Below are 15210 nucleotides of genomic sequence, written 5' to 3'. Positions count from 1 at the left end.
CTAGGACACGGACAAACTTAAATCTCCTGCAAACAAAAAAACAATTAGTAGCTATTAGTGACGTGACTTTATAGCATGCTAATTGTTTTTAACTTTTATCATTTGCTATGGAAGGTAGGTTCTTTTTTCTGATTAAATAGATCCCTACTAATACGATCGGATATAATAGACCAAAAGTTAGTGAATAAGGGGGGATAATATTTCTGAAAAAATCATTAAAATAGACAATATTCGGAGAGATAAACTGAGTTAGGATTAATAGTAAGTAACTTAAACAGAAAAGTATTGGACGACTATTTTCGTAATTAAAAATTTGAGACAATCCTAAGTTTGCAGCATATAACAAAATTGTCGTTTTAAAGAATATTGTAATAAACCACGTTCCTGCAATTAACACTTCAAGACGTTCAATAATATCACCGATACTAATTTTTTGTGCCATAAAGTATGGTGGGTAATGTTTCATCTCTGTCAAGATAACGCCAATCGTTAAGATTGAGTATAGAATTACAGCTACGAGCACAACACCACCTAGAAATACTCCTAGAATAAATATCTTTCTTACTTTTTTTACGTCTTCTACAAATGGAAAAAGCATTAAAATAACAATTAATTGAAGATATGGGAGCCCTATATTAGAAATTGTCCCTCTCATAACCGGAAAAAAACCGTTTTCGTAAATTGGTTTTAGATTATCAATGTCCGTCTCAGGTAACAGGAAAATAAATGGAATGCCTAATAGAAGTAGTAAAGTTGGTAAAATAATTTCACCGGATCTCCCTAAAGTTTCAATTCCTAAGTACGCACCTATAATGATGATTGTCAAAAAGAGGAGGTGTATTGCAAGACTCGGCGTCTCGGGCATAATAATCGTCGTCATAAAATCCCCAAATTGTCGTACCATTAATGAAGCGATAATGAAGAAGTAAGAGATGAGAAAAAGTGAAAACATTTTCCCAATGACCTTACCAAGAATAATTTCACTATATTGGACAATTGATTTATTGGGAAATTTAGTACCTAGATAACAATAAAATAGTACTAGGCAAAGTCCGAAAGTTAGAGCTAATATATTTGATATCCAAGCATCCTGCTTAGCTTGTGAAACGATTAAGGCTGGGGCGTTAATAATCGTATTTCCGATAGTGAAAAAGAAAACAAGGATAAAAAATTGTAAATTACTAATTTTTCCGTTTTCGAACATTAAGAACATCCTTTTCATGAGAATAATGAGTAAAGAAAATGACTAAATGGTTTATAGATGAACGTAATGAATTCTAAGGGCGATGGTATGGAAACTTCAAGTACGTGTAAAATTGTTAAAGTTACGTTGCATACCATTAGTAGACCAAAGACGATTATTGGTACCTTCTCTTTACTCTTATAATAAGTTTGAAATCCAGAATAGAAAATAATGAGTATGATCGAAAAATATAGTAAAATCTCCATTGTTCCACCACCTCTCATTTTTCAAAGACGCTTTGCTTAATCGTTCCAGTTAAATTAATCGTTCCTTCTATTGTGTAGGATACTTTCACTGTTGGGAAAATTTCTTTCCATTGATCTTTCATCTCTTTCCACTGTTTAGGATAGGATTTTCGAAATGTATTTCCGAATCCAAAGATGTCACTTTTAAACTTTTCTTGTGCTGCAACGACAGCGGTTGTTAACAGTTCTTTGTGGCGTTCTTCTAAGTTTTTTTCCAATTGTTTTATCGTTTTAGGATCTTTAAGATCAATCTGGCAGATGACTTCAGCAATATTTAAGTTACTAGTGAGTTTAATTTCAAATTCAGGTTGACCATTTTTGTAGCTAGGTATAATCTCTGCTTCTGTTCCCATAATTTCGACTACGAGCTCACCATCATTTGGACATTTAATTCTCCCAACTGTACTTTGGACATTACTCATGATGTAATTATACCCTTTGCTTTCATCTTGGTTTAACCAGCCAAGGAGCTTATCATCTTTAAGAACGCCAATTTCACTAAATTGTAGGACACCATGTGGATCTAAGGTTTCCACATTTTCCTTTGATTTTGCCTTTTTCTTATCGCCACTAAATGCAATCCCGGTTAAAACACTTTCCTGACCTTCTGTTGCCAAGTTTATAAGTAGATCATCAAGGTTGACTGCTACTGTTGGAGCCCATGCTGATTCAGATAATTTTAAAGTGGAAAATTTTTCATTTGCTGGAATCCGTTCAAATGGTGTCATTGTTTGCAAAATATCATTAGCTTTAACACCTTCTTTTGCAATCACGATATAGAAATCAGATCTAAATTCATGATCCCGAAAGAGCATCTCGAGAAGATCAAGAATTCCATCACGAGCTAATGTTTCACCTATGACTGCCATTCGAAAATGTGGTAAGTACACTTTTCTAGGAGACATCGTCGTAATTTTTCGGAACGCTTCAAAAACTGTTTCAGCTTCTTCTGAATAAACTGTCACAGGGGTAAAATAACTTGGTTCTTTTACTTCTTGTGGCAAAACAAGTTGGACGGTTAAACGAATATTATGATCATCCACCTTATCTAAGCCAAGTGCCATTGCAATTCCTAAATCATTTAATTCTCGTTGGTTCCAACACCCTGTAGAAAAAATAGTCAGCAAAAAAAGAACAATAAAAGCTACGTGCTTTTTTTTCATAAGTGTATTCCATCCTGTTTAAAAGTTTTAATTGATTTCTTTTTACATTTTCTGAGGTAAACGGATAATCGTATCTCTCTGTCTCCGTAATTTGAATGGACCAATGTTGTACATATAGGGAATGGTAAATGATTTTAAACTTGCTAAATGCAAAATTAAAAACATAAGCCCAACGGCTATCCCGTAAAGTCCAAAGGTAGCTGCTAAGAACATCATTGGAAATCGTAACAAACGCATTGATATACCAATACTATAACCAGGTGCCACAAAGGATGCGATAGCGGTTATTGCTACAACAATGATCATCGCATTCGAAATTAAGCCTGCCTCAACGGCAGCTTGGCCTATAACAAGCGCACCGACTATTGACATCGTTTGTCCAACCATTCTTGGCATCCGAAGACCTGCCTCCCGCAGAATTTCAAAAACAATTTCCATAAAAAAGGCTTCAAAAAAAGCTGGGAATGGTACCCCTTCTCGCTGTGCAGCAAGGCTAATTAATAAGACCGTTGGGATTGTTTCTTGGTGATACGTTGTTAAGGCGACGTAAATAGATGGAGCCAGTAAGGAAATTCCTAAACATACTAATCTTAATATACGGATTAGTCCAAAGTCAGAGCGATTATAATAGTCTTCAGCAGCTTGAATAAAGTGGTTAAATAGGGCAGGAACTAGTAAAACAAAAGGGGTTCCATCGATTAAGATGGCAATTCGTCCCTCTAATATTCCTGCTGCAATAATATCAGGTCGTTCGGTATTGTAGACAGTTGGGAATGGTGAAAAGGCAGAGTCTTGAATAAATTCCTCAATGTAGCCGCTTTCTAAAATTGAATTTGTATCAATTTGATCCAAACGCGTACGAACTTCATTTAAAATTTTCTCTTCAACCGTTCCGTGAAGAAACATAATCGATACCGATGTTTTCGTAACTTTGCCAATTTCCCTCGTTTCCAACCATAAATTATGATCTTTAATTCGCCTACGGATCAAAGCGACGTTAACGGTGATATTCTCAACAAACCCATCTTTTGGACCTCTGATTACAACTTGAGTGGTTGGTTCAGCAACCGTTCGTTCTTCCGCTTTTCTCGTACTAGCGATAAACGCCTCTTCTTTCCCTTCGATGAAGATTGCTGTATCTCCTGAAAGTAACGCACTATACAATGTTTGAAAATCTTTAACGTTGCTAATTTCAGGATTAGCCAGTATTTTTTCTTTTAAAAACTCTAAGTGGAAGTCGGATGAATCTTGATCTTTTAGTTTCAACAGTGATTCAATAATTGAATACTCAATCAATTCTTTATTAGATAGTCCATCTAAATAGACTAATCCAACACTAATTTTTTCGTTGACGTTTAGATAACGAATAATTAGGTCAGTACTGTTTCCTAAGTCGCTTTTAATTTTGCTAATATTGTTTTGCAAACTATTATCTAATGTGTTTGTCATTTAATACACCGCTGCTATTCACAAATTTTGTTAATGATATCTTTTCCTCAAGTTGACTATATATACCAATTTATTTTAGGACAAAAGTTTTATTCGATGGTTAAAGATCATAGATCACAGAAATATATTCAATAGGTTTAGGAGCTGACTTCGCGTTAATCGTAGTATTTTATATCTTTTAGTAGTTAGTTGGGGCTGCTTGCGTAGGTTAAGGTTACTAAAGCAAAAAAGGGATAGGTTTTGGAAAACCAAAACCTATCCCTTTTTTTATATTAAATTTTTTTACATGAGTTGCCTTCGTTAAGCTCAGGGGTCAAGACGATTGAATCGGCTACTTCTTTTTTGTCAATGATTGCTAACAAGGTTCTAGTGATTTCTTCAGCTATTCGTTCGATAGGAACGCCAATTTTAGTAAATGCATTGTCAGGGTTACTTTGTTGGGGGACATTATCGTAGCTAATAATGGAAAGGTTGTTAGGAATGTTTAAGTTTTTTTCCTGGGCGGCTCTAATGATGCCACGGGTTAAATCATAACTACCGCTAATAATGGCGGTAACATCAGGAGCATCGGTGAACAAGGATTTCGCACTTAAGTAACCTGAATAAACATCAAGCCCCTTGGTGTCACTTACGTGCTGAGGTTTGACAGTTAAATAATTTGACGCCATACCTTCTAAATAACCGTAATATTTTTCTTTTTGGAGCAAGTCTTTTGAAGTCACTTCACCAATAAAAGCAATTTTTTTATGGCCAAGCTGATTTAAATGATCTACCGCAAATTTAATAGCAAATCTGCGATTAACATCAATCGTCGGATGTTTAATTTGATCTTTAATACCGTAGTATAAAATGGGTACTTTTGACTGAATTGTATTTCCTTTGTTTTGGCCATTTGTTTCGCCAAAGACAATAATAGCATCAACTTGGAAACGATTAAACGTAGCAACGGCACTCTCTATACTATTTATTGATAATAACGTTGTATATGTTTCTTTTTCTAATAACTCGTTAATATTCGTAATGAGAGCAGAAGGAGCCACTCGTTGTAAAGATGGCCAAACAACGCCAATCGTATATGACTTCTTTTGCACTAAACTCCTAGCAGCGATGTTTGGGATATACCCTAGTTGTTCAGCTATCGCAAGAACTTTCTTTTTTGTAGGATCTTTCACTAAAGGGCTGTTCCTTAATGCTTTTGATACAGTAGAATAACTAACTCCCGCTTGTTTGGCAATATCTTTAATAGTAATGCTCATTATCATCGTTCCTCCATAAACTCAATACACAGCTACCTTAATTATATTCTATAATGATTTGGCGGTACAACTTTTTTAAAGGTATTTCGATGGAGTTGACATTGAAAAGGAGAACAAATAAAATTAAATAACAACGTTGTCATTTAATGAGCTGGTCTGGTCCTCTATTTAGTTATAAGTTACCTACTATTCCAATCTAAACTTTGAATAATTTAAGTCCGTTGTGGATATTTACACTTTTTGAAAAGTCTAGATGGTATAATAACAAATATCTTTTCTTTATCGACTGAACAAAAAGAGAGGGAGGCAAAGAATGAATATCGTAAGTGAAATAAAAAAGAATTCGCCATTTTTTTTCATGTTATCGTTCTTCCTTATTTTCTTTAGTCTACTAGTTGCTTGTAGTAACATAGATAGGGAGGTAACGAGAGAAAATAATGAAAGCCCTTTCGAAATAACGATGATGCTAGAGTTTCATACATCAGAGTATCCAAATGAAAGAATTAAACAATTGTTGGAAGCTGCAACTAATACTAAATTAAACATTCATTTTATCCCTGATGCAAATTATAACGAGCGACTAAACACTGCTTTTGCTAGTGGGACATTACCAATGGTCGTGCCAATGAATTTCCAAATGTTTAGTCAGTATAAAGATGCTATTAGAGAAGGGCAATTCTGGGAAATTGGCCCTTATTTAAGCGAGTTCGAAAATTTGAGTAAGTTGAAAAAAGAAACGCTAGAAAATAAAAAAGTAGATGGGAAGTTTTATTCCCTTTATTTAGGACGACCATTATCAAGGCAAGGGATTATTTATCGTAAAGATTGGGCAGAAAACCTTGGAATATCGACTCCAACAAATACGAGGGAATTATTTGAAATGGCTAAAGCTTTTACTGAAGAGGATCCTAATCGTTCAGGAAAAAATGATACTATTGGGATTACAGATAGAAGTGATTTAGTATACGGTTCTTTTAAGACAATTGCTTCTTGGTTCGGTGTTCCAAATGAATATGGAATTATGTATGATCAAGTATATCCTGAGTTTATGTTTCCCCAGTATTTAGAAACATTAAATTATATGAGGGCGTTATACGCCAATGGCTATATAAATCGAGACTTCCCTGTCACAACAAAAAATGACCAACAGAGTTTGTTGGTAAATGGGATAGCGGGAATATATATCGGTTCAATGACGGATGTTAATAAGTTGTATACCGACACCATTCAAAAAAATCATGACGCCACATTTGATGTGCAAAATTATATTGAAGGGCCCCAAGGAGACTTTGGAATTTGGGCTATCCCTGGATTTACTAGAGTCATCTTATTTCCGAAATCTGCGATAAAGACTGAAGATGATTTAAAAAGTGTCTTAGCATTTTATGATCAGTTAATGACTCCTGAAGTTAGCAATCTCTTATTATGGGGAATTGAAGGGGAACATTATGAGGTCGTTGATGGGATGGCTAGGGTTATAGACCCCGTATTACACGATGCCGAGGTAAGGCCATATTTGGCACTTGAAATTGGTGAAAGAGAAACAAATGGTGCCTATGAAAGGTACTTTAGTTATGAGATTCAAGTGAAAGCAGATGACCTAACGAATATGAATGAAAAATATTTAATACACAATCCGGCTATTACCCTTTATTCTGAGACGAAGGAAATAGATGGTTTCCGATTAAATCAAATTATTGAGGATGCTACGATTCAATTTATTATTGGGCAAATAGATGAGGATGGCTTTCAAGGAGCCATTAATGAATGGTTGGACCAAGGAGGAAAAAACATTATTGAAGAATTGACCAACTCATATATCGCTCAAAATAAATAGAGATAACAGATATACTGTATATGTAACGGGTTAAGTTTTGGGAGGGGAAAAGTGAATTGACAAGCTAAATAACAGTACAATAAGCATTCAATCCCGAAACAAATTAACACTACAATTAGCATTCAAAAACGAACGGATGATATCTAAATGAACTGCACCCCAGTTGTTGGACAAAATCTAACAATTGAGGTGCGGTTTTTTATTTAAGTCTAATTTTAGTTCAATTAAAGTTCAAACTAGACGTACTTAATTATATGAATGATAATGGGACGTCCTTTTTTCTTGCTTATAAAACCACTTTTGGTTCTGTAAAAGGGGTTATACCAGAAGATACGCAACCACCTTTCTGGAATACGTACTCTGGTTCACCTTATTTATGGCTTAATCAAATTTTTTTGAAGAATGGAGTTCTCGGTATTTTCCTGGAGTAATCCCTTCTTTTTTCTTAAAGGAACGAATGAAATTTTGTGAATTGTTATAGTGAAACATTTCTGCAATTTCTTTAATGGATAATTCTGATTCAACTAACCATTTTTTGGCCATATTTAAGCGATACATTGCCAAGTAGTCACTAAAAGAAATGTTCGTTTCTTTTCTGAAAATACTACTTAAATAATTCGAGTTATAGTGTAATCTTTCGGCAATAGCTTCTAGTGAAATATCTGTATCATATTCTTGTTGAATAATATGAATAATTTTATCAGAGATATTTTTATACTGTAATGTAATTCGTTCTTCGATCGATGTTACTAAAGGGAAGAGAATGATCTCGTTAAACCAGCGTTCAATTTCCTCAATTGTACTTAATTCGAACAATTGATCAAACAACGATTTCTTATCATCTAAATTTTCCAATTCGACCCCCAGTGTTTGCATAAGTACAATTAAATCATTTAACAAGCGCATCAGTGCGATTTGATATTGGTTTGGGCTTAAGTCTTTTGAAAAAATAGTTGATATTAACTCTCGTAACGTGTCTTCTACCTTTACTTTGTCCCCTAGTTTAATTGCATCAAATAACTCATTTTTTAAATTCTCTGGGAAGTACGTTTGTAGTGAGTTTCCAGTATTGACATCCTTAAAATACAATATCGAATTAGAGCCAAATTTTATCCGGTACTTTAAAGCCTCCATAGCTTCTAGATACGCAAGTCGTGATTGGGAGAGCTTCGTAAATGGTTGACTAACACCGATACTGACTGATAAGTCTAATTCCTCATTTATTTTTTCTAGAAGTTGAAAAGCAATATCATGAACAAATGTTTCATAGGCATCCTTAGTATTGTGTTCACTTAAAATAATTAATACTTGGACATCTTTTCTTAGAATGGGTGTTAACCTTTGGTTGTGAGGAATAAATTCCTCTACGATTGTATTTATCGTGAACATTAGTAAATCTTTTTGTTCTACTGTATATTTTGTTCCTTCTAAGGAATCAATTTGGATGGTTAAGGCACACAGTTGTTGCCATCTTTCATTATAATTGTAGGATAAATATTTCATTAACAATTCTTCTTCGCCTAGTTGCCCGTCTAGTAAACGTCTCATAAACAATTGTTTTAATTGGTCAATTTGTCCTTGCAGTTTTTCTTCCAATTCTTTATTTACATCTAACATGTCATGAATTCGGTCTCCAATGGCAGTAAATTCATCACCGTGGACATCTTTTTGATAAGGTGATTTATTGGTTGAAAAAATTGATTTGTATAATTGATTAATAGGTTTATATAATTTTTTCGAGCCATACCAAGAAATAATAAGGCAAATGATAAACAGGATGATACACATATATAAAGTAAAATAACCAATGGTAAGTGCATCCTTTTTTAATTCATGATTAGAAATAACGGATAAATAAAGCCAACCGTTGTAATGAGACCTTTGAAACGTCAACGTATAAGCACTATATTCATTTACATCATTTAATTGGCCTGAGCTTTGAAAATCGTTACTAGACAACTTTTCTGCTAACTTGTCATTTTCGTAAAAACTACCAATTAATGTTGTATCGTTATGGCTAATAATTCGTAAGTTGGAGTCTAATATCATAATTTGTTCATTGTCACTTTTAGCTGTAATTAAGTTTGCTAAATAACAAGAAGGAATGCTAGCAATAGCCAAACCAGTTTTTTTACTCGTTGTTAATGGAAGCTGCTTAACTAAACTAATATTATAATTACAATTTGTAAAAGAAAAAGGCTCGTTTGAAAAGCTTGATGATTGTCCAGCACTCTCAAAAATCCAGTTTGTTTTTTGACTAGAAGATAAATAGTGACCATAATCTTCAATATCATTAGTATTTAGTTGTTTCAGACCTTCGTTGTTAATTAGCCAATTATGTTCCAAGCTAATAATTGAAATATCTTTAATACCGGTATCAAATGTTTGCAAATAGTTTAATTCGTGTTTCATTTGTCGATAGCTGCGAAATTGTTCAGCATGCATTGGCTTTCTTATCGTATCAACTAAAAATGAGGAATTAACAAAAAAAGTTAACGAATGGTCAACGGTCTTAATGACTTGTTCTACATTGGTTCTTATTTGATACATACTTTGTGCTTTTTCATCTATTACTTTTTCATATATAGCATTAGAAGCTTTTATATAAGAGAATGTCCCTAGTAATACTATTGGTAATGTACTTACGAGAAGTATGAATAGCATCAATCTGAAAAAAAATCCCATCTTACTTTTTTTCATTACAAACCTCCATTTTTGCAAACGTTGTTAATGTTATTATACATTGTTCTTCAGTTCAAAACACAGCAATATAAGGAGAATTTTAAAAAACAATCATTACCTTATATGACATTCATTTTATTAGTTTTTAAAAATCTGTTTTAAGTAAATTAGGGATTTATTAATATTCTGTATTAAAGATTGTAGACGCTCCTTCATTGTTTACGATATGGTGCTTTAGGAAGACAGTGTTTAATTAGAGAAATTAATTGGAGGGAATGAGATGACAGATTACCAACAGCTTCACCCACTACAATGGGCAGAAAAAGCTTGTACATCATTAATGGAGCAATATCGACCAATACAACTACCCCCAGAAAATAGGTGGCATTATCACCAAGGAGTTTTTCTTTACGGGATGTACAGAGTTTGGGAACAGACTAAGAAAGATGAGTATTTTGCTTATGTTAAAAAATATGTAGACGAATTAGTTGATGAGGAAGGGAATTTTTATTTCCGTAGAGACGAACTAGACGCAATCCAGCCAGGACTGCTACTTTTTCCTATCTATGAACAAACGAAAGACAGAAAATATGAAGTAGCTGCTACGAAGTTGCGAAACCTTTTGAAAACGCTTAACAAAACAACTGAAGGTGGGTATTGGCACAAAGATAAATACCCATACCAAATGTGGTTAGATGGATTATATATGGCAGGACCTTTTTCGGTTATTTATGGAAACGCCTTTAATGAACCTGAACTGATAGAGGGAGCTTTATATCAAGAACAATTAATACGTAAAAATACTAAAGATGAAACGACAGGTTTGTACTATCATGCCTGGGATGAGTTGAAACAACAACCTTGGGCAGATGCTGTTACAGGTCGCGCGCCAGAAGTTTGGAGTCGCTCAATCGGTTGGTATGGCATGGCTCTAGTTGACATGTTAGAGCATTTACCGACAAATCACCCAGTAAGACCGGAATTAATAGCTACATTAAATGAATTTGTACAAACCATTATTCGCTATCAAGATGAGAAGACTGGTTTATGGTATCAAATTTTAGATAAAGGAAATTTAGCAGACAACTGGTTAGAGTCATCAGGTTCTTGTTTATTCGTTTATACAATAGTTAAAGCAATTAATCATAACTATATTGATCAAACATACTTGCCAATAGCCCAAAAATGTTTTGACGGCTTAGTAGAACGGATGGTTTCTTTTGATGATGAAGGTCGTCTTCAACTAGAGGGAATATGTATTGGGACTTCTTGTGGCGTCTATGATTACTATGTGGCAAGAGAAACTAGCACGAATGATCTTCATGGGTTGGGCGCATTTATTTTAGCTGCGGTAGAACTGAGTAAGTTATGATGCAACAAATTAACAGGATGTTAGAAAAAAGGCTACCACTTTTAACACCAATTTGTGTAGTGAGTGGAATTACTATTTTTTCGTTTCTCCACTCTTATGCATTTTTAGTACCTTGGATTTTTGCCTTTATGACGTTTTCTAGCAGTCTTGGTTTAAAAATAAGAGATATCGGGCGTTCGCTAAAGAGCCCGATACCTCTCCTCGTATGTTTGCTAATTTTGCAATTTATTATGCCGCTACTAGCTTTTTTTACTGGAAAAGTATTTTTTGCAAATAATATTGATCTTATTACAGGGTTAGTACTGGCGTTTGCAATTCCTACAGGTATTGTAAGCTTAATGTGGGTTGCAATTCATAAAGGAAGCAGTGTTATATCGCTTACGATTATTTTAGTTAGTACGTTATTGTCACCATTCCTAGTTCCCCTTACATTGAAGTTGTTACTTGGCGCAGAGGTTTCATTAGATACATTAGGGCTTATGAGTGGACTGTTTTGGATGATTGTCGTTCCTTCGCTTTTAGGAATTTTTTTAAATCATTATTTTCAACAGCCTTGCGAAAAACTAAAACCGCAGCTTGCTCCATTTGCTAAAATTGGTTTGTTACTAGTGATATTAATTAATAGCTCAGTAGTTTCTCCATATTTCACGAAAATTGATGCCCAACTCGTTAAACTATTAATCGTATTAATTTCTTTGGCTTTAACAGGATATGCAATCGGGATTGTTGCAGGAAGATTATTCAATTGGAATAACGAGATTGTTATTAGCTTAGCGTATAATAGTGGGATTAGAAACAATGGTGTTGGAGCAGCACTTGCAATTACATATTTTGCTCCGCAAGTCACGTTACCAATTATTTTAACAATATTATTTCAACAGGTTTTAGCCGCGGTAGTTGGTAAACATCTAAAACGGTTTCTAAAACAAGAAAAGCAATTGTTGAACGTCTCAAATTTATAAGATTATATACTATATCTTTATGTGAAAGAGGTAGAATAGACGCTTAAGATGAACTTAACAAACGATGTTGCTGTTGTTACTGGTGGTGGCAACGGAATTGGGAGATCATAGAGGTTAACGACGGATAACTAATGGAATAACGAAAAAACCAAATCGAAGTCAATCGAATTGGTTTTTTTAAATTTATTTATTTCCAAGTAATTTAATCTCATTGAAAGCCATTAGAAAAGGAGCAACACCATGACCGTTATTAATTACGATGGGTTCACCAGTTGTATAATATTCAAAGCTACCGTCACGAATAATCCCTAATTCAGGATGTCTACCAAGACCTGCACTTTTACAAATGCCTCCTAACAGGATTTCACCGTTTTCTTCAGTAATATAATGCTCAACTATGCCATCAAATGCAAGTTTTCCGTATTTTTGGTAGTCATTTGATAAGTAGCCTAGTCGTACTGCTTTTAAAATGGCATAGGCAAACATTGCTGTTCCACTTGACTCTAAGTAGTTGTCTTTATAACCGCTAAATTCTACAACTTGATACCATAAACCAGTGCTATGTTGATATCGTAACATGCCGTCAATTGTTTCTTTAAGCATATCAACTAAATCTGATGTATCAACACTCTCGTCTTCAAGTATTTGCAATATGTCGACAAGCGCCATTGCATACCAACCGACAGCACGTGCCCAAACGTGTGGTGAACGGCCAGTTTCTTTATCGCACCAAAACATTTCACGACTCTCATCATAAGCATGATAGTATAATTGCGTCTTTTCATCAAAAAGAAACTCACGCGTTTTCTTAAATTGATTAAACGTATCTGAGTAGTCTTTCGTTTCTTCAAATTGTTTTATATACTGGACGTAAAACGGTTGTCCCATGTATAATCCGTCCATCCATAGCTGGTTAGGATAATTTGATTTGTGCCAGAAGTTTCCTGATTTCATTCGTGGATATGTCTTCAACTGATTGTACATAAGGTCTAGCAATTTCTTATATTTAGGATCTTTTTCTTTATTGTATAGGGTAAAAAGAATTGTTGTCATGCGAATTTGATCGATGCTGAAATAATGAATGTCAATCTGTTTTACTTCACCATTTTCATCAATAAGCTGGTCTACAAACTGTTTAACAAACTGATAATCAGATTCATTGCCAGTAAGCTCATAGCTATCTAGATAAGCTTTCATAATACAACTTTCCACATAGTGCCAAGTTTTAGAGTACCATTTGTCGCAACCATTCATATATTGATCTTTCAACTTTTCTATCATCTCATATGCCAATTAAAGCACCTCCGTATCGTTTGAATAACAACGTTGTTATTTATTATAATTTTAAGCTAAAGCTGAAAATGTTGTCAATAAATTATTGACTTTTCACAAAAAACATTATGCTAAAAAATGTTTAAACGTTCACTTGTTATTGATTGACATAACTAGAGAGAAGGAGTATCGTTATTTAACAACGTTGTTAAGATGGATTGAAAGGACGGTTACTATTGAAAATGGAACTTACAACTAAAGGTGAGATTGTTTCAAGCGCTAAGTTATTAAAGTTCTTCATTCCACTAGGTCTATCTGCTAGTTTAGTAACGATATCTCATTTAATTATTAATAGTACTCTTACGAGGGCAGAAAATCCTGAACTAATAATCGCTAGTTATGTGATAGCCATGAGCTTATTTAGTATAACTGAACGACTGGGCGTTTTATTACGCCACACTTGTTCAGCTTTAGTCAGAGACCGACAATCGTTTAAAGTGATGGCACATGTGGCGAGTTATGTTATTTTTTCATTAATGCTAGTTTCTACGTTCATTGCCTTTTCCCCATTAGGCCATTGGATATTTTCCAATCTTTTTGGTGTTGAATCCACGATGGTAACTCATATTGTTGAAGTGTATCAAATACTAATCATCGTTATCTTTTTTTCTGCTGTCCGCTGTTTATTTCAAGGGGTTATTATTTTAACAAAACAAACCAAATGGCTTACGATAGGAATGGTTGTAAGACTAATTGGTATGTACGGATTATCGTTGTACTTTATTGAAACGGGAAATATTAATGCAAAAACAGGAGCTTACATCTTTTTATTAGGAATGATGATTGAGAGTTTAGTAAGTTTTATAGAAGGAAAAATCCTCGTTAAAAAAATGGTCAAAAAAGATATACAACATCATATTACGAAAAAGGCCCAAATCTTTAAATTTTATCAACCTTTAATTTTCTCATCGCTCATCATAGTCTTAGTAGCTCCATTAATTAATGTGTTTTTAGGTAAAACGGAAGAGATCGAACTTGCCATTGCAGCTTATGCAATTGCATTTAGTATTTGCCAACTCATTTTAAGTTCGTTTAGTTATATCCACCAAATCGTCTTATCCTTCCATAAAGACAACAGTGATAAAGTAAAAAAGTTTATTGGTGGTATTGGACTTATTCCAGTGATAGTATTGGCAATTGTTGCGTTTACACCGCTCGGGAGCTTGTTTATTGAGAATGTAATTGGTGCAAGTGATCGGTTATTAGAAGAAAGTTTACAAGCACTTAAATTTTTCCTCATAATGACAATTGCATTTCCGATACTAGAATATTGTAATGGTTTATTACTTTTAAGAAGTCAAACTAAAGTAATGGTCTTTTCACAAACAACTCATGTCATTTTCACGGTCCTCATTTTACTGATTACGACAAGTGTAGTTCCTCATTGGAATGGAATGATTGGTTCATTAGCACATTCTGTAGGAATGGCAGCTGAAGCCTGTGTTGTTTATTTGTTTTTGATGAAGGGAAGAGGTAATGATTTAAGCAAGGAAAAATTAAATAAAAAAGCGGTTCATACTTAATGATATAAAGTAGAGCTGGGACAAAAGTGTCTACATCACGTGGCTCCTACTAAATATAGACGTACAGATTTATCATATGTCTATATTTTTTTTTTAACCGAATAGATATGATTGGCAATTGACTTTGCTAGTTTTTATATCTACAA

The 15210-nt window shown here is 34.1% G+C and carries 11 protein-coding genes; 4 read left to right on the top strand and 7 right to left on the bottom strand.

Going from position 1 to position 15210, the window contains the following annotated elements:
• Window positions 1-88: 88 nt before the first annotated feature.
• The 5 genes from ACK4M9_RS00910 to ACK4M9_RS00890 form a co-directional block, all read right to left on the bottom strand.
• Window positions 89-1204 carry a GerAB/ArcD/ProY family transporter gene (locus ACK4M9_RS00910; RefSeq protein ID WP_409846870.1) on the bottom strand — a complete coding sequence of 372 codons (1116 nt, stop codon included), beginning with the start codon at window positions 1202-1204 and terminating at the stop codon, window positions 89-91.
• A 14-nt stretch (window positions 1205-1218) separates the two neighbouring features.
• Complete coding sequence (locus tag ACK4M9_RS00905; RefSeq protein WP_409846868.1) at window positions 1219-1449, bottom strand: hypothetical protein; 231 nt, start codon at window positions 1447-1449, stop codon at window positions 1219-1221.
• A 14-nt stretch (window positions 1450-1463) separates the two neighbouring features.
• Window positions 1464-2651: a Ger(x)C family spore germination protein gene (locus ACK4M9_RS00900; protein ID WP_409846867.1), complete on the bottom strand. Its 1188-nt coding sequence runs from the start codon at window positions 2649-2651 to the stop codon at window positions 1464-1466.
• 42 nt (window positions 2652-2693) lie between these two features.
• Window positions 2694-4100 carry a spore germination protein gene (locus tag ACK4M9_RS00895; RefSeq protein WP_409846866.1) on the bottom strand — a complete coding sequence of 469 codons (1407 nt, stop codon included), beginning with the start codon at window positions 4098-4100 and terminating at the stop codon, window positions 2694-2696.
• Window positions 4101-4372: 272 nt separating this feature from the next.
• A complete protein-coding gene (locus ACK4M9_RS00890; RefSeq protein ID WP_409846865.1) occupies window positions 4373-5356 on the bottom strand; it encodes a LacI family DNA-binding transcriptional regulator in 984 nt (327 codons plus the stop codon).
• 313 nt (window positions 5357-5669) lie between these two features.
• On the opposite strand from ACK4M9_RS00890, the gene ACK4M9_RS00885 reads away from it, so the two are divergent.
• Window positions 5670-7193 carry an extracellular solute-binding protein gene (locus tag ACK4M9_RS00885; RefSeq protein ID WP_409846863.1) on the top strand — a complete coding sequence of 508 codons (1524 nt, stop codon included), beginning with the start codon at window positions 5670-5672 and terminating at the stop codon, window positions 7191-7193.
• Between the two features lie 381 nt (window positions 7194-7574).
• Here the strand turns inward: ACK4M9_RS00885 and ACK4M9_RS00880 are convergent, their stop codons facing one another.
• Complete coding sequence (locus ACK4M9_RS00880; RefSeq protein WP_409846861.1) at window positions 7575-9893, bottom strand: helix-turn-helix domain-containing protein; 2319 nt, start codon at window positions 9891-9893, stop codon at window positions 7575-7577.
• A 262-nt stretch (window positions 9894-10155) separates the two neighbouring features.
• On the opposite strand from ACK4M9_RS00880, the gene ACK4M9_RS00875 reads away from it, so the two are divergent.
• Window positions 10156-11247, top strand: coding sequence for a glycoside hydrolase family 88/105 protein (locus tag ACK4M9_RS00875; protein WP_409846859.1), 1092 nt, complete (start codon window positions 10156-10158; stop codon window positions 11245-11247).
• Window positions 11244-12209 (top strand): bile acid:sodium symporter family protein, encoded by a 966-nt coding sequence (locus ACK4M9_RS00870; protein ID WP_409846858.1) that lies wholly within the window; start codon window positions 11244-11246, stop codon window positions 12207-12209. Before ACK4M9_RS00875 ends, ACK4M9_RS00870 begins: the two co-directional genes overlap by 4 nt.
• 183 nt (window positions 12210-12392) lie before the next feature.
• On the opposite strand, the gene ACK4M9_RS00865 is transcribed toward ACK4M9_RS00870, so the two are convergent.
• Window positions 12393-13502 (bottom strand): glycoside hydrolase family 88/105 protein, encoded by a 1110-nt coding sequence (locus ACK4M9_RS00865; protein WP_409846857.1) that lies wholly within the window; start codon window positions 13500-13502, stop codon window positions 12393-12395.
• A gap of 221 nt (window positions 13503-13723) precedes the next feature.
• Between ACK4M9_RS00865 and ACK4M9_RS00860 the strand changes: the two genes are divergently transcribed.
• Window positions 13724-15064, top strand: a complete 1341-nt coding sequence (locus tag ACK4M9_RS00860; protein WP_409847347.1) for a multi antimicrobial extrusion protein MatE — start codon at window positions 13724-13726, stop codon at window positions 15062-15064.
• Window positions 15065-15210: the final 146 nt, after the last annotated feature.

The sequence above is a fragment of the Anaerobacillus sp. genome (assembly GCF_046314235.1).
Lineage (GTDB): Bacteria > Bacillota > Bacilli > Bacillales > Anaerobacillaceae > Anaerobacillus.
The sequence above is the reverse complement of the archived record's forward strand: the minus strand, read 5'-3'. Positions and strand labels throughout refer to the sequence as shown.

What these genes read in the sequence shown, in the direction of transcription:
- ACK4M9_RS00875 (WP_409846859.1), top strand. Translation starts at nt 10,156, where the DNA reads ATGACAGATTACCAACAGCTTCACCCACTACAATGGGCAGAAAAAGCT.
- ACK4M9_RS00870 (WP_409846858.1), top strand. Translation starts at nt 11,244, where the DNA reads ATGATGCAACAAATTAACAGGATGTTAGAAAAAAGGCTACCACTTTTA.
- ACK4M9_RS00860 (WP_409847347.1), top strand. Translation starts at nt 13,724, where the DNA reads ATGGAACTTACAACTAAAGGTGAGATTGTTTCAAGCGCTAAGTTATTA.
- ACK4M9_RS00895 (WP_409846866.1), bottom strand. Translation starts at nt 4,100, where the DNA reads ATGACAAACACATTAGATAATAGTTTGCAAAACAATATTAGCAAAATT.
- ACK4M9_RS00900 (WP_409846867.1), bottom strand. Translation starts at nt 2,651, where the DNA reads ATGAAAAAAAAGCACGTAGCTTTTATTGTTCTTTTTTTGCTGACTATT.
- ACK4M9_RS00890 (WP_409846865.1), bottom strand. Translation starts at nt 5,356, where the DNA reads ATGAGCATTACTATTAAAGATATTGCCAAACAAGCGGGAGTTAGTTAT.
- ACK4M9_RS00885 (WP_409846863.1), top strand. Translation starts at nt 5,670, where the DNA reads ATGAATATCGTAAGTGAAATAAAAAAGAATTCGCCATTTTTTTTCATG.
- ACK4M9_RS00880 (WP_409846861.1), bottom strand. Translation starts at nt 9,893, where the DNA reads ATGAAAAAAAGTAAGATGGGATTTTTTTTCAGATTGATGCTATTCATA.
- ACK4M9_RS00910 (WP_409846870.1), bottom strand. Translation starts at nt 1,204, where the DNA reads ATGTTCGAAAACGGAAAAATTAGTAATTTACAATTTTTTATCCTTGTT.
- ACK4M9_RS00905 (WP_409846868.1), bottom strand. Translation starts at nt 1,449, where the DNA reads ATGGAGATTTTACTATATTTTTCGATCATACTCATTATTTTCTATTCT.